Here is an 18,836-nt window from a genome sequence, read left to right as displayed (position 1 = left end):
CCTGGAGGTTTAAAATTTAGCATGTACTCTTTTAGAATAGCCCTTGCCCAGATTAACCCTGTAGTTGGCGATCTGTCAGATAATGTTAAAAAAATAATTTCCTATATCAAAAAGGCAAAGGCCTTGAAGGCGGACCTTGTGGCCTTCCCTGAACTTGCTATTACCGGGTATCCGCCTGAAGACCTCCTGTTAAAGCCACAGTTCATCAAAGACAATATAGATGCACTGGACAGGGTTAGAGTCGCTACAAAAGGTACAACAGCGGTTGTTGGTTTTGTCGATAGGAAGGATGATATTTTTAATGCTGCTGCCATACTTTCAAATGAAAGACTTATTGATGTCTACCACAAAATGTATCTGCCCAATTATGGAGTTTTTGATGAATACCGCTATTTTCAAGCCGGTACAAGATGTCCGATTTATAATGTTCATGGGGTAAATGTAGGTGTAAACATCTGTGAAGATATATGGTACCCTGGAGGCCCGACAAGGGTTCAGGCCCTCGCTGGCGCTGAGGTTATTGTTAATATAAATGCTTCGCCATATCATATTGGCAAGGCCCTTTTAAGGGAAAAGATGCTTTCGACAAGGGCCTCGGATAGCGGTGTCATTGTGACATATATAAACACAGTAGGAGGTCAGGACGAGCTTGTCTTTGACGGTGGCAGCCTTGTAATAGACCAGGGCGGTAATACTATTGCAAAGGGCGAGCGGTTTAAAGAGGACCTTATAGTTGTGGACTTAAATATAGATGCGGTAATAATGAGCAGGCTACATGACCCGAGGCGGCGACAGGAAGCCCTTGCCCTTGAAGAAGGACTGGTTGATAAAATTTCAATCCCTTCCCGAGCCTTCGGGACTAAATATAAGCCAAAACTTCCAAAGAGAAAAGAGACTGTACTGTCGCCAGCAGAAGAAATTTATAGCGCCCTCGTTTTAGGAACAAAGGACTATGTAGAAAAAAACAGGTTCACGGGGGTAATAATTGGCCTCAGTGGCGGCATTGATTCATCCCTTGTAGCTACTATTGCCGTTGATGCCCTCGGAAAGGCAAATGTCAGAGGTTTATTTATGCCCTCGCCATATACCGCTAAGGAGAGTTACGAGGATGCCTACAGCCTTGCAAAAAATCTTGGTATAAAAATTATCGAAATTCCAATTACAGAGATTTTTGAAACCTACCTGAAAATTATGGCAAAGGATTTTAAAGGACTCAGGAAAGATACCACTGAAGAAAACCTCCAGGCAAGAATAAGGGGAAATCTCCTCATGGCTTTTTCAAATAAATTTGGCTGGCTTGTTCTTACAACAGGAAATAAGTCAGAGATGAGTGTTGGCTATGCAACCCTTTATGGCGATATGGCAGGAGGCTTTGCTGTTATAAAAGATGTGCCTAAGACAATGGTATATAAGCTCTGCGAGTGGAGGAACAAAAAACAGGGCAGAGATATAATCCCCGGGAGGGTTCTCTATAAAGAACCAACTGCTGAGCTCAAGCCTGGCCAGAAGGACTCTGACGTGCTTCCGCCGTATCAGGTGCTTGACCCTATTTTAAAGGCATATGTTGAGGATGACCGCAGTTTTGATGAAATAATGGATATGGGTTGCGATGTTGAGTGTGCGCAGAGGGTCATAATGATGATTGACCGCTCAGAATACAAGAGAAGACAGGCACCGCCTGGAATAAAGATAACATCACGGGCATTTGGAAGGGATAGAAGATTCCCTATAACAAATCATTACAGGAGTTATTGATGATTACAGAAGAATTCAGGGCATGCCCTGCATGTGCTTATGAGAGGGGTTTCCATGTATTTTTTAAACGGGTAAAAGGAAGAACAAAGATATGCCTTATCTGCCCCAACTGCGGCCAGTCTTACGATATAGGCTGGATAACGGCATCCATAAAAGAAATAAAGCACGAACCAGGCCCGATATACTAAATTAATGCAATTGAAAGAGGACACAGAGATAAATTTTAATAAAACTACAGAGATAAGAATAACCACTGAGGCACAGAGACACAGAGAATTTTTAAAACATATCTTCACTTTTTATCCCTCAGTGCCTCTGTGTCTCTGTGGTTTTCTTTAATGCATTTTTCGGATAAATCCAGGAGGAGACAATGAAATCGGTTTTTATATTTTTAGCAGTATTTCTATTAATATCTGGCTGCACTCGTGATGGAGATGAGCAGCGAGTTGCTTCAACACCAGCAGAAACTCAGTTCAAGCAAGTCCCCCAGATACAACAGGTTAAACCTGAGAAACCAGCAAAGATAAAACTAAAACGCAGTGCCAAGGACGACTATACATGGGAGATAAGCGGTGATAATGTGGATGAGGTGGTAAATGCTGACAGGCGGTTGAGAAAACTGCTTAAGGTTGAATAATAAAGAGAGAAGCCTTGAAGGCATCGACCCTTTATATTGTCTCCACCCCTATAGGAAACCTTGAGGATATTACCCTCAGGGCGCTCAGAATTCTGAAAGAAGTAGATGTAATTGCTGCGGAGGACACGCGGCATTCAAGGAAGCTACTCACGCATTATGGAATATCAAAACCACTCATAAGCTACTGGAGCGAGAAAGAAAAAATCAGGGCCGAAGATGTCCTGGAGAGGTTAAAGGCAGGCCAGGATGTTGCCCTGATTTCAGATGCAGGTACTCCGGGGATATCAGACCCTGGAGGTGTTCTTATTAGAAAAGCCATTGATGAAGGGATAAATGTTGTCCCGATCCCCGGGCCTTCTGCCCTGATTGCAGCAATTTCCATCTCTGGACTTCCGACAGAAAGATTTATTTTTATCGGTTTTTTACCAGCAAAAGAAGCGCAGAGGAAAAAAGTCCTCCAGGAACTTGCCTTTGAGGATAAGACCATTACCTTTTACGAAGCCCCTCACAGAGTTCTTGAGACCCTGACTGATATGGAATATGTTTTGGGAAATCGCAGGGTTGTTGTGATAAGAGAGCTGACAAAACTCCATGAAGAGATTTTGAGGGGCAATATATCAGATATCCTCGATGAAATGGAAGAAAGAACCATAGCTGGAGAATACGTTATTGTTGTAGAAGGAAGGCTATTGGAGGAAAAACTCTCTGATGTGGATGCCCTCCTTGAGATCAGTGCCCTTATGAAAAAGGGCCTTGGCAGGAAAGAGGCTGTAAAAAGGGTTGCAGAGTCATATGGTTTAAGCAAAAAGGAACTGTATGATAGAAGCCTCAAAGAAAGTGAGAAGTGAGAAGTGAGAAGGAGGAGAATATGAAACTTAAACCACTTGCATTGGGTATAGCCCTCGGGATAGTGTGGGGCGGTGCATTATTTGTAACAACATGGCTCTCATACTATACAGGCTATGGAAAACTTTTTCTTGAAGTCCTCGCACAGTCGATTTATCCAGGATATACTATTTCACCGATAGGCAGTTTTCTCGGCCTTATTTACGGCTTTGTAGACGGCCTGATAAGCGCAGCATTAATCGGGTTAATTTACAATAAAATTACAAAAATATAGAAGTCGGGCTCAATCATTTTCAGGGGAGGTTAGATATGAGATTCAAATCAAAAAAGACCAATGGCTATACTATTTATGCTGTAAGTGGAGTGAATACAATTTCGTTTGCAATTGACTTTGAAGATGCAGATACTGCCGGTTTGCTCGGCTTTAGTATTGAAAGACATGATCTGGAAAATGATGAACGATATTTCATAAGGGGTTTTAAGGTCTTCAAAGAGATCATTCCACATCCCAATAAAAATACTGAGGTAAGCACCTTTGACCATCCGGTGCAAAGTTTCGTCTGGGACGACTTTACTGCCAAACCAAACAACAGGTATGAATATTTTTTCTATCCTATAAAAGGCAAGCCTAAAAATTTAGACAGAACGGCTAAACCCATTCAAATTGCGATTCAAGCAGAGCCATTGTACAACAGCAATGATGAGCACGATGTATTCTTTAACAGAGGAGTTGCCAGCAGCCAGGCATTTGCCAGAAAATTTAAAAATGCCACACCCGATAAAATAACCGATCCTGATGAAAAAAATAAAGTTCTTAAATGGTTAACCAGAGACTTAAAAGATGCGATCATTAAGTTCATTGAACAGGCAAGACATGGCGACACACTATTGGCTTGTTTTTATGAGTTTCGCTACAAACCTGTTGCCGATGCTTTTAAAGCAGCCATTGACAGAGGTGTAACTGTAAAAATAATAATTGATGCAAAGGTTAATGAGTATACAGATAAAGATGGCAAATTTCATGAAAGCTTTCCCAGGGAAGACAATTTACGAATCATTAAAGGTGCAAAAATTCCTCAATTTAATATCATAAAACGTGAAGCCAATCAAGACAAGATACAACACAATAAGTTCATTGTTTTTCTGAAAGGCAACAGCCAAAAACCTACTTCGGTATGGACTGGTTCAACCAATATTTCAGATGGAGGAATATTTGGACAAACAAATGTAGGTCACTGGGTGAAAAATGAAGCAGCCGCAAAAAAATTCAAGGAATATTGGGAAGTACTAAGCAAAGATCCTGGAGGAGAACCCGATGACGAGCGGTCTGAAAAGATCAAAAAGAATAATGCATTTAAAAAAGAAGTGTTTGCTATAGAGGGAGATATAGATTCGGATCAAATATCAGAAATACCTATAGGCGCAACTCCGATTTTCAGCCCCCGCAAAGGCTTAACAATGCTTGAAACCTATGCTCAAATGCTTGACAGTGCAAATGATTATTCAGCTATTACCTTAGCCTTCGGTATTAATGATGTTTTCAAAAAACTCCTGGTTGACAACACATCAAAGGACCAAATAACTTTTATGCTTTTAGAAAAAAAGGACAAGCCTAATCCAAGAAGCAAAAAGCAGTTTACTTATGTTGGGGCAGGTAATAATGTTTATAAAGCCTGGGGCTCTTACATAAAGGATCCTTTGTATCAGTGGACCAAAGAAGTCAATACCAGAATTATAGGCCTTAATAAGCATGTGGCATATATACATTCAAAATTCCTTCTTGTGGATCCCCTGGGCAATGACCCTATAGTAGTTACAGGCTCGGCTAACTTCAGCGATGCCTCTACAACAGATAACGATGAAAACATGATCATTATTCGAGGCAATAAACGAGTGGCCGATATTTACTTTACTGAATTTAATCGCCTTTTCAATCATTACTATTTCCGTTCGGTATACGAAAATCAAAACAATAGAGACGAGAAATCAACAGAGAACAGCTCAGTTATCCCGACACTTCGGGACAACGACCTGTTTCTGTCTCCTACTGATAAATGGCTGAAAAAGTATAAAGAAGGTAAACTCAGATATAAGAGGGTTAAAATGTTTTGCAAAATACAAGGCATTAAAAAGATAGACTGAAGGAATTTCTCGTATTTGAAGATGTTTGCAACTGGCGGTTAACATGGTGCAAAAAACTTACATAGAAACCATTCTGGCTTCTTTTGCACCAATAACGTTATCTGAAATCGGCTGACTTAAGAAAGGAGGCAAGGGTATGAAAAATCTGGCTATATGTATATGTGTGGCGATGATTTTTATTGTAGTTGGTTGTTCTAAGCCATCAGAGGAAGTCACCGAGTTGCAACATTTCCCTATTGACAGCATGCAGGGTATCATCACACAGTCTGGCGTCCAGATTGATAAGCAAGTTTCAAGCGATGGCAAGGGTTCTCTGCGAATTACTGTAACAGAGCCTACAGTAGTACGGCTATTTGAAGTAGGTGACATTGACATTGAAGATGCCCGCTTGATTTACCAAGCCAGGGTTCGCACGGAGGGTGTAGAAGGTCAAGTGTATCTGGAGATGTGGTGTCATTTTCCTGGCAAAGGAGAGTTCTTTTCTCGTGGCCTTCAGACACCTCTAACTGGCACTACAGGTTGGACAACAGAAGAGACGCCGTTCTTCCTGAAAAAGGGAGAGAATCCCGACAATGTGAAGCTCAATCTGGTTATCAATGGCAAGGGGACCGCATGGATTGATGACATTCGGCTCTTGAAAGGACCGCTTAGATAGGCGGTATCCCGACTCCTCGGGATTCGCCGAGGCGAAAAGGCCAGCTCCGGCTAACATGGCTTACTTCGTTCGCCCAGATACCTTCGGCACTTCACAAACAGCGAAGACATTAGCGGAAATCGCCGAAGGAGATATTCTGTGATTGCCTTTTCCTGTCGAATAATATATCCTTATAGTAAGGAGGTAAGGAATCATGCTTGCAAAAAAGACATCTAAAAATCAGCTGACCCTGCCAAAGGAGGTCGTCAAGTCATTCCCTGATACTGAATACTTTGATGTCTCAGTAAAGGACAGAAAGATAATTCTCATGCCGGTTAAAATAACCCCTGCAGATGCAGCGATTGAGGGCATAAGGGAAAAACTCAGAAAACTCGGCATTACTGAAGGCGATGTTGCAGAGGCAGTTAAATGGGCAAGAAAGAAAAGGCGGTAAGAAAGGTTGTTCTTGATACCAATACACTGGTGTCAGCCCTGTTGTTTAGAGGGGAACTTTCAAAAATAGTTGATCTCTGGAAGAATGGAAGTATTGTCCCCATGTTTTCAAGGGAGACTTTTAGGGAGTTCAAGACTGTTCTTGAATATCCGAAGTTCTCTTTGACAGAACAGGAGATAAAGGTGATCATTGAGGAGGAAGTTCTCCCGTATTCTGAAGTTATAGAGATTACGGATAAAATCAAGAGAGTATGCAGGGATGCCGATGATGATAAGTTCATTGCCTGCGCTTTATCTGCATCAGCAGATCTTATTGTTACCGGAGATAAAGATTTACTGGATATAGGCAAATACAAGACTATCAGGATTATAAACGCTTCCGTGTTATTGGAGATGTTTTGACTTGAGGGAGTAGCCCTCTAAGAGAATATCTTCCCCGATTTTTTTTACTTTCAGATTGCGTATTTTAATTGAATTCTTAAGAGTGCCTGTGAATTCTCCCCCAATCGAGGCAATTGCATCCCTGCCGCCAATTATCTTAGGTGCTGTAAAAAACATTACTTTGTCTACAATACCGCTTTGAAGGGCTGAGGCATTTATTGATGAGCCGCCCTCAATCATTACGCTTGTTATGTCCAGTTTCCCGAGTTCTTTCATAAGTGCCCTCAGGTCTACTTTCCCGTTGATATCCTTTATGACCAGGATGTTGCCCCCCCGGGCTTTTAGCGAGTTAATTTTCTCCTCTTCTGCATCCCTGGTTGTGGCGATGATGGTTTTTGCATCTGAGTTATGGATTAATACTTTTGCATCGAGAGGTATCCTCAAGAAACTATCAATTATTATTCTGTAGGGATTTCTACCACCAGGAATCCTGGATGTAAGTGAGGGGTTGTCTTTGAGTACTGTGCCAATGCCAACGAGCACAGCATCCACCGAGTTCCTTAATTTTTGGACATAATTTCTGGATTTCTCGCCTGTTATCCATCTGGACTCTCCTGTGGGTGTGGCGATTTTTCCGTCAAGGCTCTGGGCGACCTTGAGGATTACAAATGGCTCTTTTTTTGTAATGAACTTAATGAATGCCTCATTCAGCTCTCTTACCTCTGGCTCCATAATACCGACCTCAACCGCAAGCCCTGCATCCTTAAGCTCTTTTATCCCCCTGCCAGAAACTTTAGGGTTCGGGTCTATCATTGCAACAACTACTTTTTTCATGCCGGATTCAATAATTAATTTGGTGCATGGAGGGGTCTTTTTTTCTGTATGGCAGCAGGGCTCGAGATTCACATAAAGCGTTGCGCCTCTGGCCTCTGAACCTGCTTTTTTTAAGGCAATAACCTCTGCATGTGGCGTGCCTGCTTTTCTATGGTAACCCTGTGTAATTATCTTATTGCCTTTAACAATGACAGCCCCTACCATAGGGTTTGGACTTGTCCTTCCCCTTGCCCTCGCAGCAAGGGCCAATGCCCTCTTCATAAAGACATCTTTGTTCATGTGTTTAACCCGAAAAATGCATTAAAGAAAACCACAGAGACACAGAGGCACAGAGAAGTAAGAAATGAGAAGTGAGAAGTAAGAAGTGCAGTCATAACTTCCCATTTCCTATTTCTCATTTCCCAATTTATAACTCTGTGTCTCTGTGTCTCTGTGGTTATTCTTAACTCTGTGAACTCTGTGGTTAATTGCATTATTGGGGTTTATCTTTTTTTCTTTTGTTTTCAATATATTTCTCTGTGGGTAATGGCTCCTTTACACAGTTGATTTTGAAAGGTCTTTTCCCTTTTTCTCCTTCAGGACAGCATGAGCAGCAGCAAGCCTTGCAATGGGCACCCTGTAAGGCGAACAGCTTACGTAATCCATGCCGACTTTGTAGCAAAACTCAACTGACTTAGGGTCTCCACCATGTTCTCCGCAGATGCCGACCTTTAGGTTTTTCCTCACAGACCTGCCTCTATCAATGCCAAATTTAACCATCTGGCCCACGCCGTTCTGGTCTAATGTGACAAATGGGTCATCCTCAAGTATATTCTTCTCAATATAATAAGGTAGAAACCTTCCAGCATCGTCCCTCGAAAGGCCATAGACTGTCTGGGTGAGGTCGTTAGTGCCAAAAGAAAAGAATTCTGCCTCCTTAGCAATCTCATCTGCAGTTATGGCTGCCCTCGGAAGTTCTATCATTGTCCCAACAGTATATTTGACTCTGGTCTTATATTTTTTCTGGACATCTTCTGCAACTCTGATAACAAGTTCCTTCATAACTTTGAATTCATTGATATGGCCTACAAGTGGAATCATAATCTCAGGGATAACTTTTACCTTCTGTTTTGCAAGTTCACATCCAGCTTCCATGATGGCCTGAACCTGCATCTCGTATATTTCGGGGTATGTTATTCCGAGCCTGCAGCCGCGGTGGCCGAGCATCGGATTAAATTCATGAAGGGACTTGTTTTTTGCTATAAGTTTTTCAAATGGTGCATTCATTTCTTTTGAGAGCTCCATGATATCATCATCTGTGTGGGGAAGAAATTCGTGAAGTGGCGGGTCGAGTAGCCGTATTGTTACCGGCAGTCCATTCATTTCCCTGAAGATTCCTGTAAAATCGCCTTTCTGCATTGGGAGGAGCTTTGAGAGGGCTTTTTTCCTGCCTTCGGCATCATCAGCAAGTATCATTTCACGGACAGCTTTGATCCTGTCTCCCTCAAAAAACATATGCTCGGTACGGCAGAGGCCTATGCCCTCCGCACCAAAATCTCTTGCTACTTTTGAATCCTTCGGCGTGTCTGCATTGGTTCTTACTTTGAGTCTTCTGAATTGGTCAGCCCATTTTATAAGTGTCCTGAAATCTTCTGTCAATTCTGGCTTGACAAGTGGGACCTGACCGATGATAACGCCGCCTGTGGTGCCATTAAGCGTAATATAATCGCCCTCTTTTATTATGAGATTATTTACTGCAAAATATTTATTTTCCTCGTTGATATTTATTGCTCCACAACCAGCAACACAGCACTTGCCCATTCCCCTCGCAACAACTGCTGCATGAGAGGTCATTCCTCCCCTTGCTGTGAGGATTCCCTGGGCTGCATGCATGCCGCCAATATCTTCTGGAGATGTCTCGGTTCTGACGAGGATGACTTTTTCTCCTCTCTCTGCTGCAAGCTCTGCATCCTCTGCTGTAAAAACCACCTTACCTACTGCAGCCCCTGGAGAAGCAGGAAGGCCCTTTGCTATGACTTGAACTCTTGCATCGGGGTCAATCATTGGGTGAAGTAGCTGGTCAAGCTGTTCAGGCTCTATTCTTAAGACCGCTGTCTCTTTATCAATGAGTTTTTCCTTAACCATATCAACAGCAATCTTCAGGGCTGCTTGAGCGGTTCTCTTTCCAACCCTTGTCTGCAGCATATAGAGATTACCTTCCTGAACAGTGAACTCAATATCCAGCATATCCTTATAATGTTTCTCGAGCTTTTTATAAATCCTGTCAAGCTCTCTATATGCATCCGGCAATCTCTTTTTCAGCTCATCTATATGAAGGGGAGTTCTGATCCCTGCTACAACATCTTCGCCCTGTGCATTTATAAGGCATTCTGCAAAGAATCTCCTCTGGCCCGTAGAAGGGTCTCTGGTAAAACCAACACCTGTCCCTGAATTATCTCCCATATTTCCAAAGACCATTGCCTGGACATTGCAGGCAGTGCCGAGGGTATCAGGTATTCCGTGGAGTTTTCTATATTTGACAGCCCTGTCGCCAAACCATGAGCCGAATACCGCATTAATGGCAAATTTGAGCTGCTCAAAAGGGTTTTCTATAAAGTCGGTCCCTGTTTCAGATTTATATATGGCCTTAAACTCCTTTACAAGTTTCTTCAGGTCATCTGCTGTAAGCTCTGTATCGAGGTGGACGCCCTTTTTCTCCTTCATGGCCTCCAATGCCTTCTCAAAGGCTTGCCTTTCTATGCCCATAACAATGCTTCCAAACATGGTTATAAATCTCCTGTATGCATCATAAACAAAGCGTTCATTCCCTGTTTTCTTGATGATGGCCTTCATCGTGGTATCATTGAGGCCGAGGTTCAGAACAGTGTCCATCATCCCTGGCATGGAAAACTTAGCACCTGAGCGAACAGAGACAAACAGGGGGTTGGTTGCATCACCGAACTTCATGCCCATTGCCTTCTCGATCTTTTTAAGATTTGTCAGGACCTGTTCCCATAGCCCGGGCGGATATTTCTTCTTGTTTTTAAAATACTCATTGCAGGCCTCAGTTGTTATGGTAAAACCTGCTGGAACAGGTATCTTGAGATTTGTCATCTCTGCAATGCCGGCTCCCTTACCCCCAAGGAGGTCTTTCATCTTACCGTTACCATCTGCCTTTCCTTTGTAAAAAATATTTTTCCTGAATTTTTAGCCTATAAGTCTAACATAAAAATATTTCTTTTTGTATGTTCACTCCACTATTTTTGAAAAATCCCCCAGGGAATCAAAAAGCCTTTTAACTGCTGAAAGGAGGGCAAGCCTGTTTCCTCTTATTTCAGGGTTATTATCCATTACAAGGACATTGTCGAAAAAGTGATTTATGGGTTCTTTAAGTTCAAATAGCGCCCTGAAGTTAGTGTCCATAAGTTTTTGCCCTACATTCATGGCTGTGCTGAACAGGGCTTTTTCTACAGCCCCGGTTAACATATCCTCTCTCAGATTGCCTGTCTGTGCGTTTGTCAGAATATTGTAGACCCTTTTTGCAGCAGTCAGAAGTCCGCTGAATTCAGGCTCCTCCCTCATTGCCGAAAGAACCTCGATTCTATTTTTTATATCTTTTATGACCCTTCCTCCTGTCGAGAGCACAGAGTTAACCAGGTCATATTTATAACCCTCGGATAAAAGCATCCCTTCAATCCTCTGATCAAAGAATTTCAGAATCTCATGGCTCAAACCATCTTGCACAGATATCGGGAGACCTCTTAAGGCAGTATCAATGAGTGTCCCTACTGGAAGTAGATAACCGCTGCTGTAAAGGATATTTGTTATCCCTGAGGCCTGGCGCCTTAAAGCAAAAGGGTCTTCAGAGCCTGTAGGAATTAAACCGAGTGCGAAGAAGGATGCAATATTGTCCATCCTATCAGCGAGTGAAACTATTGTGCCTGTCTCACCTGATGGCAGGCTATCGCCTGAGAACCTTGGCATATAATGCTCATAAATGGCTGATGCAACATCATCGTCTTCGCCTGAATTTTTCGCATAAATCATTCCCATATAGCCCTGCAGTTCAGGGAATTCTCTTACAACCCCGGTGACAAGGTCTGCCTTGCAGAGCATTGATGTCTTTATTGCTTTTTCCTTAATTGGGCCGGTACGGCCGAGTTTTTCTGCAATAAAAGAAGAAAGGGATGCGATCCGCTCTGCCTTTTCATAAAGGCTGCCGAGTTTTTCATGATATGTTACATTTTTTAATTTCTCAACATACTCCCCCAATGGCTTTTTTCTGTCTTCATCAAAATAAAATCTTGCGTCCTCAAGTCTTGCCTTAAGAACCCTTGCTGCTCCTGCCCGCACTGTATCGCTGTTTTCTATTTTTGTGTTGCTGATTATCAGGAAGTGCGGCAGCAAATTCTCATCGTTATCCTCAACAGAAAAATATTTTTGATGGCTTTTCATAACAGTTATTAAAAGTTCCTTTGGCAGACAGAGGTACCCGCCGTCGAAATTTCCCAAGACTACCTTCGGGTATTCGACGAGGGAAGTGACTGTATCAAGAAGGTCTTCATCCATGTGAACCTTGCAGTTCAGTTTTGAAGTAATATCTTCTATTTCTCTAACAATCATGTTTTTTCTGACCTTATAATTGGCTATGACATAGTTGCTTTCAAGAAGGTGTGAGTAGGAGAGGGGCTCTTTTATCTGAAAGGCAGCAGGCGACAGGAACCTGTGGCCTCTTGTGAGGTTGCTGCTTTTTAAGCCGTCAAGCTCAAAGGGGATTACCTCTTTGCCGAGGATTGCGAGGATCCAGTGTATTGGCCGTGCAAAGCGCAGCGTGCCATTGCCCCACCTCATTGATTTTGGAAACGGTATTGAGGCAATGAGCCCTGGTAAGGTTTCAGCTAATACTTCTGTTGTTTTTCTTCCCTTTTCTTCAACAATGGCTGCTACATATTCACCTTTCTCTGTTGTAACTACTTTAAGCTTTTTCACATCAACATTCTGTGATTTTGCAAAACCAATAGCAGCCTTTGTTGGGTTGCCGCTGTCATCAAAGGCAGCCTTTTTCGGGGGACCGAGGACATTTAATGTCCTGTCATTTTGTTTTTCAGCAACGTTCTCGATGATTATTGCGAGCCTTCTTGGCGTTGCATGTTCAGAGATTTTTCCAAAATCTATGGATGAGTCTTTAAGGAGTTTTATGAACTCCTCATGTAACGTTGACATTGCCTTTGGTATAAAACCGGCAGGAATTTCCTCTATTCCTATTTCAAATAGAAGTGAGAAGTCTTTATTTCCCATTTTCTACTTCCAATTTCCTAAGAGGGGGAAACTCATTGTTTCTCTCAACTTTAAATAGCCCTCTGCGCACAGTTTTGCCAGATTCCTTACCCTTGCAATATAACCTGTCCTTTCGGTTACGCTCAAGGCCCCCCTCGCATCGAGCATGTTGAATGTATGCGAGCATTTCAGGCAACAGTCATAAGCGGGGAAGATCAATCCCTGCCTTGAAAGCCTTATGGCCTCTTTTTCATACATTTCAAAAATGCGGAGGTGCATTTCTATATCAGCTTCATCAAAATTATATTTTGAAAACTCAACCTCTCCTTCATGATGGATGTCTCCATAACTTACGATTTCATTCCATTTCAGGGCAAAGACATTATCCACTTCCTGCAAATACATGGCAATTCGCTCAAGGCCATAAGTTATTTCAACTGAGACTGGTTTCAGTTCAAGACCGCCCACATGCTGGAAATATGTAAATTGGGTTATCTCCATGCCATCAAGCCAGACCTCCCAGCCAAGGCCCCACGCCCCGAGGGTAGGGGATTCCCAGTCGTCTTCGACAAACCGTATATCGTGTTTTAACGGGTCGATTCCAAGGAGAGAGAGGCTTTCAAGGTATATATCCTGGCTGTCAATAGGTGAGGGCTTCAGGATTACCTGGTATTGATAGTAATGCTGCAACCTGTTCGGGTTCTCACCGTATCTGCCATCGGTTGGCCGCCTTGAAGGCTCCACATAGGCAGCTCTCCATGGCTCAGGTCCGAGAACCCTGAAGAATGTTGCAGGGTTAAAGGTTCCTGCTCCCACCTCTATATCATAGGGCTGATGTATGATACAGCCTTTTTGCGACCAGAAACCGTGGAGCTTTAATATTAAATCCTGAAAATACAATGTCCGCCCTTTCCCTGGCGACAGGCCAGGGTCTGTCCAAGAAACACCTGGAGATGTGAGAATCAGAATTACATGTTAAAAAACCCTGAGGACTTTGTCAATAAATTGCACCATACTATTTCAATAATTGGACTATCAATGGTGTTTCCGTTATAATGACTTGTTCTTGATTTAAAGGTTCATCGCATGAACCCGTGATTACTCATAGGAGTTTTGATTGGGTTTAACCAGGCATTTTCTGAACGTTCCATCTATTTATAAATTAGGGACGAGATGGATAGGCTATATCCCGACCTTTTTATCCTATACCATCTCTCAGTGCATTGCAGATTTAAGCTATGGATTTTATAAATCTGCAGTAAAAAATGTCAAAAGAAATCTCGCAATGGCCTTTCCGAATGCCCCTGATGAAAAGATTTCAGCGATGGCAAGGCAATTGTTCAGAAACTACAGCAAATACCTCGTGGATTACGGACGATTTACAAGGATGAGTAAAACGGATATTTTGCAAAGGGTCGTCTATTTTGACGGCAAGGAAAATCTTGACAATGCATCGAAGATGAACAGGGGCTTGATATTACTTACTGCACACCTCGGTAACTGGGAACTGGGCGGTATATTTTTTGGAAGCTACGGTATAGAAACAAATGTAATAACCATTCCTGACAGTGATGTGGAAATTGACAGGGTGCGCAGGTGGTATAGGGAACGGTTCAATGTCAAGACTATTACCATTGATGAATCTTCGTTATCTACAGTGGAAATGATAAATGCCCTGAATAAAAAAGAAATAGTGGCAATGCTGATAGATAGATACGGTAAAGGGCCAAACAGTGTAACGGTTGATTTTTTCGGAAAACCTACTTATTTCCCACCGGGGCCGTTTATTTTAAGCAGGCTAACAGGCGCCCCTGTTGTTGTTGCCTTTGTGGTGAGAGAAAGGGATGGATACAGAGGAATTGTAAAAGAACCGTTTGTGGTGACAGACAGAGACGAAGAAATTGAAATGCTTAAAAGAGTTGTAAAAATCCTTGAAGAATATATTATAATGTATCCTGACCAGTGGTTTAACTTTTCACCAATTTGAAGGGAATTGACAATGCTCACTAAAGCACCTGTATTTAAGAAGTATGAAGCAGGTAAAAAAGAGCTGCAGCAACCAAATGTAACATTAACGGGCAGTCCAATCCTTCCAATAGCCAAGGGGCTTCCTAAAAGCACCCTCTCCCTCTGTCCTGAGTGCCTTGCGATTATTCCTGCAAGGGAATACGAGAAGGATGGAAAAGTTTTAATGACAAAGGAATGCATGGAGCACGGGGTATTTAACGATATTATTTCTTCTGATGTACGGATATTTCATGAGATGGAAAGATGGCATTTCAAGGAGGGAAGGGGGGTTTCAAATCCACAGGTAACAGATGCAACAAAGTGCCCAACAGAGTGTGGCATATGTAACATGCATTTAACCCACACAGCAATTGCCAATATTGACCTTACGGGAAGATGTAATCTCAGTTGTAATATCTGCTTTGCCGATTCTAATAAATATATATACGAGCCCTCCTTTGATGAGGTTTACCAGATGCTGAAAAAGCTTCAGGATGAGAGACCTGCTCCCTGCACTACTGTTCAATATACAGGCGGAGAGCCAACAATTCATCCGAGATTTCTGGATATTGTAAAGGCATCTAAAGAACTCGGTTTTACCCATATACAGGTTGCCACAAATGGTGTTAAGTTCTCCGATCCTGAATTTGCAATGAAGGCAAAGGAAGCCGGACTTCAATATCTATATCTCCAGATGGATGGGGTTACGGATGATGTCTATGAAAAGATACGAGGACGTAAGCTCCTTGATATCAAGCTAAAGGCCATAGAATCAGCAAGGAAAGCGGGTCTAAGAATCATATTTGTTCCTACAATAATCAGGGGTGTTAATGACCATCAGATTGGTGACCTGATTCGCCTTGCCTTTGAAAACCTGGATGTGCTGACAGGTATATCAATACAGCCTATCGTATTCACAGGTAGATACCATGAAGAACATCGTTTGAAAGAAAGGTATACCCTTGCTGACATGATACTGGATGTAAGCAGACAAACAGGATTTGCCGACCCGTATAATGATTGGTTCTCGCTTAATTCAGGGACACCGTTTGTGCAACTCGCCGAGGCATTAACAGGAACCTCAGTTTCAAACCATACATGCCATCCACACTGCGGCGTAATGACGCTGTTATTCGTTGATAAAAACAGAAATGCAGTGTCGATTACAAGATTCTTAGATCTTTTCAATGTCTTAAAAGACATTGAAGGTATAGCATCAAAGGCAAAGAAGAGACATTTTAAAATGTTTTCTAAACTTAAGATGTTAAATGTACTTTATAAACGTTTTAAACCAGAAAATGCTCCTGAAGGCTTAACCTTTACAAAATTTCTCAAAACACTTGACGGATATGCTGATAAAAAGTATACATGGACAGATGAGCATAAAGGACATACTTATAAAACATTTTTCATATTTGGTATGCACTTTATGGATAATTATAACTATGACCTTCAGAGGATAGGACGATGTGCCGTTCATTATTCTGCTGTGGACGGCAAGCTCTATCCCTTTTGCACCTATAACTCAGGCTACACATTCAGGAATCAGGTTGAAAAACAGTATGTGGAAAGCAAAAAAAATTAGTATCTGTTTCTCTTTAATATTGTTTCTCCTTCACAACTCTGCTATCGCATCAAATAATGCCATTCGTGAGGTAGCTGCTGAGGAGAAACAAAAGATATTTGAGAGGTTAAAAGAACTTCAAAAAGGTATACATTCAATGCACGCCACCGTCAGTCAGGAGAAACAGTTATCAGTTCTAAAAAAGAAAATACAGCTAAAAGGCACAATAATAATGGCGAAGCCAAATATGCTTAGATGGGAAGTGACAATGCCTGAGAAATCCATCACTGTTATAGATGGTGAAACAATGACGATGTATCATCCCGATGTAAGAGAGGCACAGGTATATAACCTTTCCGAAGACTTTGTAGCCCGCAATACCATGAGCTTTTTTGCAACAGCCATGGGTGGTAATCTTAATGAGATGGAAAAGAAATTTACCGTAACTGTTTTTTGCAATGACGGTAAAATAGTTTTAAAATTGATACCTTTATCCAGTATTGCAAAGAAATATCTGTCAGACATCACAGTTTATTATGATGAAGTAACAGGACTTCCCGGCGGATTTGAGGTAACAACTCCCAAAGGAGACAGGACAATAACAAAACTGGCAGACATAAAAATAAACCCCGAGATCAGACCCGACACCTTTGAATTGAAACTACCCGCCAATGTCTGGATAACCAACAAGGTTGAGAGTATTAACAACTAATGTGATGCTTTCTGTCACAAAAATCGTTACAGTTTTAGCAATATCTATCCTGTGCATTCTCTTTTATCCATATCTGACGCCTCAAAATATCAGTGCATTTATTGAACAGCACAGTACAACTGCACCTTTTTTCTTTATTGTTATATGTGCCGTGAGACCTGTGCTGTTTTTCCTGCCATCTATGGGATTGACCGTAGTGGCAGGGGTGCTGTTCGGAGCTTTCTGGGGTACGGCATATGTGGCCATCGGTGGCGCCATTTCAACCGCAATTGGTTTTTACTTTGCGAGGTGGCTTGGCAGGGATGCAGTTAAAAGGCAACTGGAAAAGAATAAACTGATCAGGGAATTTGAAAAAAAGTCAAAGGAACATGGTGGAAATGCTGTACTGTACATGAGGCTTTTTAATCTGCCGTGGGATCTGGTCAGCTACTGGGCAGGACTTTCCGGCATTAAATTTAAGGACTTCTATATCGCAAGCATGATACCACTTGTGCCCGTGAGTTTTTTGTATACCTACTTTGGCACCAAGGTTTTCACACCCACAAGTATGGGCTTTATTGTTTCGCTGGCAATTATCTTCATTATGGGTTCTATACCATATATACAATCCAGGGTGAAAAAGAAGGTCAATGGTTGATTGCATCGGGGCAATAAAACTTCCTGTAAACAGACTGCATATGGAGCTTACCAATATCTGCAACTTCTCCTGCGAATTCTGTCCTGACTCAAAGATGAAAAGGCAGAGAGGGATGATGCCGGTTAGTATGGCAAAGGCTATATTAAATGAAGTGAGTAACACTAAAGTTGCAAAAACGGTTTTATTTCATGTAATGGGAGAGCCGACTTTGTATCCGAATCTGGTTGAAGTTGTACAGTACGCAAATCAAAAAGGCATTGAAACATGCCTCACAACCAATGGAAGCCGCCTCAATGAAAAATTGCTTGATGAACTGATTTATGCGGGCATTGGAAGGATAATCATTTCACTCCAGACGCCTGACGAACAGACATTTTCTTTGAGGGGAGCAGGGGTAATAGAATTTGATGATTATGCAGCAAGGATTGTTTCGGTAGCAAAGAGATTTCTGTCCGAGACCGGCAAAACAAAACTGACCATAAGTTTTCTTTCATCACCTCTCAGAAGGCTTATTATTCCAATTTTCTCCGAAGTCAGCATAGCAGATACCTCAACTACCCTTAAAAAATATCTGATATTGTGGACTGAGAGGATAATGAAAAACACCCCTGTTGAAAACAGATATGAAGATGTATTAAGACAGATAAAAAAAATCTGGACATTTAAGGAAAATATGGTGTATATAAATGACAAAGTATGCCTTCATACGAGGGTGATGGGTGACTGGGCAGTACACTTTGACAAAAAGAATGTAAATGCAATATTTGGATATTGTCCGGGGATACAAGAAAATTTTGGCATTTTATGGAACGGAGATTATACCTTCTGCTGCACAGATTATGATGGAAAGACTTCTACCTATAATTTTAATGACACATCCATCCATGATTATCTGAGTAAAGAGGTAGTGCAGAGAGTTGTAAAGGGGTTTAAAAGGTTCAGGGTAGTGCATCCCTACTGCAAGCAATGTCTTGGGGA

General features: G+C 41.9%; 18 protein-coding genes. 14 read left to right on the top strand and 4 right to left on the bottom strand.

Annotation, left to right across the window (positions count from 1 at the left end):
- Positions 1-21: 21 nt before the first annotated feature.
- From HZC12_02890 to HZC12_02850, 9 genes are all read left to right on the top strand, one after another.
- On the top strand, positions 22-1,755 hold the full coding sequence (locus tag HZC12_02890; GenBank protein ID MBI5025674.1) for an NAD+ synthase: 1,734 nt from the start codon (positions 22-24) through the stop codon (positions 1,753-1,755).
- Positions 1,755-1,943, top strand: coding sequence for a hypothetical protein (locus HZC12_02885; GenBank protein ID MBI5025673.1), 189 nt, complete (start codon positions 1,755-1,757; stop codon positions 1,941-1,943). Before HZC12_02890 ends, HZC12_02885 begins: the two co-directional genes overlap by 1 nt.
- A gap of 182 nt (positions 1,944-2,125) precedes the next feature.
- On the top strand, positions 2,126-2,392 hold the full coding sequence (locus HZC12_02880; protein MBI5025672.1) for a hypothetical protein: 267 nt from the start codon (positions 2,126-2,128) through the stop codon (positions 2,390-2,392).
- A gap of 14 nt (positions 2,393-2,406) precedes the next feature.
- On the top strand, positions 2,407-3,240 hold the full coding sequence (rsmI, locus tag HZC12_02875) for a 16S rRNA (cytidine(1402)-2'-O)-methyltransferase (GenBank protein MBI5025671.1): 834 nt from the start codon (positions 2,407-2,409) through the stop codon (positions 3,238-3,240).
- A gap of 20 nt (positions 3,241-3,260) precedes the next feature.
- Positions 3,261-3,512: a bacteriophage holin gene (locus HZC12_02870; GenBank protein ID MBI5025670.1), complete on the top strand. Its 252-nt coding sequence runs from the start codon at positions 3,261-3,263 to the stop codon at positions 3,510-3,512.
- A gap of 35 nt (positions 3,513-3,547) precedes the next feature.
- Positions 3,548-5,380: a hypothetical protein gene (locus HZC12_02865; GenBank protein MBI5025669.1), complete on the top strand. Its 1,833-nt coding sequence runs from the start codon at positions 3,548-3,550 to the stop codon at positions 5,378-5,380.
- Between the two features lie 169 nt (positions 5,381-5,549).
- On the top strand, positions 5,550-6,035 hold the full coding sequence (locus tag HZC12_02860; GenBank protein MBI5025668.1) for a hypothetical protein: 486 nt from the start codon (positions 5,550-5,552) through the stop codon (positions 6,033-6,035).
- Positions 6,036-6,228: 193 nt separating this feature from the next.
- The gene (locus HZC12_02855) at positions 6,229-6,468 is read left to right on the top strand and encodes an AbrB/MazE/SpoVT family DNA-binding domain-containing protein (GenBank protein ID MBI5025667.1); all 240 of its coding nucleotides are present in this window, start codon (positions 6,229-6,231) and stop codon (positions 6,466-6,468) included.
- On the top strand, positions 6,444-6,869 hold the full coding sequence (locus HZC12_02850; protein MBI5025666.1) for a putative toxin-antitoxin system toxin component, PIN family: 426 nt from the start codon (positions 6,444-6,446) through the stop codon (positions 6,867-6,869). Before HZC12_02855 ends, HZC12_02850 begins: the two co-directional genes overlap by 25 nt.
- Here the strand turns inward: HZC12_02850 and ribD are convergent.
- From ribD to HZC12_02830, 4 genes are all read right to left on the bottom strand, one after another.
- Positions 6,852-7,961, bottom strand: a complete 1,110-nt coding sequence (gene ribD / locus HZC12_02845; protein ID MBI5025665.1) for a bifunctional diaminohydroxyphosphoribosylaminopyrimidine deaminase/5-amino-6-(5-phosphoribosylamino)uracil reductase RibD — start codon at positions 7,959-7,961, stop codon at positions 6,852-6,854. The genes HZC12_02850 and ribD overlap by 18 nt on opposite strands.
- Before the next feature lie 255 nt (positions 7,962-8,216).
- Entirely contained in the window at positions 8,217-10,817 is a 2,601-nt protein-coding gene (locus HZC12_02840) for a pyruvate, phosphate dikinase (protein ID MBI5025664.1), read from the bottom strand.
- Positions 10,818-10,910: 93 nt separating this feature from the next.
- A complete protein-coding gene (locus HZC12_02835) occupies positions 10,911-12,959 on the bottom strand; it encodes a glycine--tRNA ligase subunit beta (GenBank protein ID MBI5025663.1) in 2,049 nt (682 codons plus the stop codon).
- A 3-nt stretch (positions 12,960-12,962) separates the two neighbouring features.
- On the bottom strand, positions 12,963-13,838 hold the full coding sequence (locus tag HZC12_02830; GenBank protein ID MBI5025662.1) for a glycine--tRNA ligase subunit alpha: 876 nt from the start codon (positions 13,836-13,838) through the stop codon (positions 12,963-12,965).
- 217 nt (positions 13,839-14,055) lie between these two features.
- Between HZC12_02830 and HZC12_02825 the strand changes: the two genes are divergently transcribed.
- From HZC12_02825 to HZC12_02805, 5 genes are all read left to right on the top strand, one after another.
- Positions 14,056-14,925, top strand: a complete 870-nt coding sequence (locus HZC12_02825; protein MBI5025661.1) for a lysophospholipid acyltransferase family protein — start codon at positions 14,056-14,058, stop codon at positions 14,923-14,925.
- Positions 14,926-14,937: 12 nt separating this feature from the next.
- A complete protein-coding gene (locus HZC12_02820) occupies positions 14,938-16,530 on the top strand; it encodes a radical SAM protein (GenBank protein MBI5025660.1) in 1,593 nt (530 codons plus the stop codon).
- 19 nt (positions 16,531-16,549) lie between these two features.
- Positions 16,550-17,221: an outer membrane lipoprotein carrier protein LolA gene (locus tag HZC12_02815; protein ID MBI5025659.1), complete on the top strand. Its 672-nt coding sequence runs from the start codon at positions 16,550-16,552 to the stop codon at positions 17,219-17,221.
- Positions 17,202-17,858 carry a TVP38/TMEM64 family protein gene (locus tag HZC12_02810; protein ID MBI5025658.1) on the top strand — a complete coding sequence of 219 codons (657 nt, stop codon included), beginning with the start codon at positions 17,202-17,204 and terminating at the stop codon, positions 17,856-17,858. Before HZC12_02815 ends, HZC12_02810 begins: the two co-directional genes overlap by 20 nt.
- On the top strand, positions 17,851-18,836 hold a 986-nt coding region (locus HZC12_02805; GenBank protein MBI5025657.1), incomplete at its 3' end, for a radical SAM protein. The genes HZC12_02810 and HZC12_02805, both read left to right, overlap by 8 nt.

This window comes from Nitrospirota bacterium (assembly GCA_016214385.1).
In the GTDB taxonomy this organism is placed as follows: domain Bacteria; phylum Nitrospirota; class Thermodesulfovibrionia; order UBA6902; family JACROP01; genus JACROP01.
This window is presented reverse-complemented; position numbering and strand designations above follow the sequence as displayed.

Bases quoted from the DNA above. Each gene is read 5' to 3' on its own strand.
- HZC12_02870 (MBI5025670.1), top strand. From the start codon at position 3,261: ATGAAACTTAAACCACTTGCATTGGGTATAGCCCTCGGGATAGTGTGG.
- HZC12_02865 (MBI5025669.1), top strand. From the start codon at position 3,548: ATGAGATTCAAATCAAAAAAGACCAATGGCTATACTATTTATGCTGTA.
- HZC12_02835 (MBI5025663.1), bottom strand. From the start codon at position 12,959: ATGGGAAATAAAGACTTCTCACTTCTATTTGAAATAGGAATAGAGGAA.
- ribD (MBI5025665.1), bottom strand. From the start codon at position 7,961: ATGAACAAAGATGTCTTTATGAAGAGGGCATTGGCCCTTGCTGCGAGG.
- HZC12_02890 (MBI5025674.1), top strand. From the start codon at position 22: ATGTACTCTTTTAGAATAGCCCTTGCCCAGATTAACCCTGTAGTTGGC.
- HZC12_02885 (MBI5025673.1), top strand. From the start codon at position 1,755: ATGATTACAGAAGAATTCAGGGCATGCCCTGCATGTGCTTATGAGAGG.
- HZC12_02860 (MBI5025668.1), top strand. From the start codon at position 5,550: ATGATTTTTATTGTAGTTGGTTGTTCTAAGCCATCAGAGGAAGTCACC.
- HZC12_02855 (MBI5025667.1), top strand. From the start codon at position 6,229: ATGCTTGCAAAAAAGACATCTAAAAATCAGCTGACCCTGCCAAAGGAG.
- HZC12_02880 (MBI5025672.1), top strand. From the start codon at position 2,126: ATGAAATCGGTTTTTATATTTTTAGCAGTATTTCTATTAATATCTGGC.
- HZC12_02850 (MBI5025666.1), top strand. From the start codon at position 6,444: ATGGGCAAGAAAGAAAAGGCGGTAAGAAAGGTTGTTCTTGATACCAAT.
- HZC12_02840 (MBI5025664.1), bottom strand. From the start codon at position 10,817: ATGAAAGACCTCCTTGGGGGTAAGGGAGCCGGCATTGCAGAGATGACA.
- HZC12_02820 (MBI5025660.1), top strand. From the start codon at position 14,938: ATGCTCACTAAAGCACCTGTATTTAAGAAGTATGAAGCAGGTAAAAAA.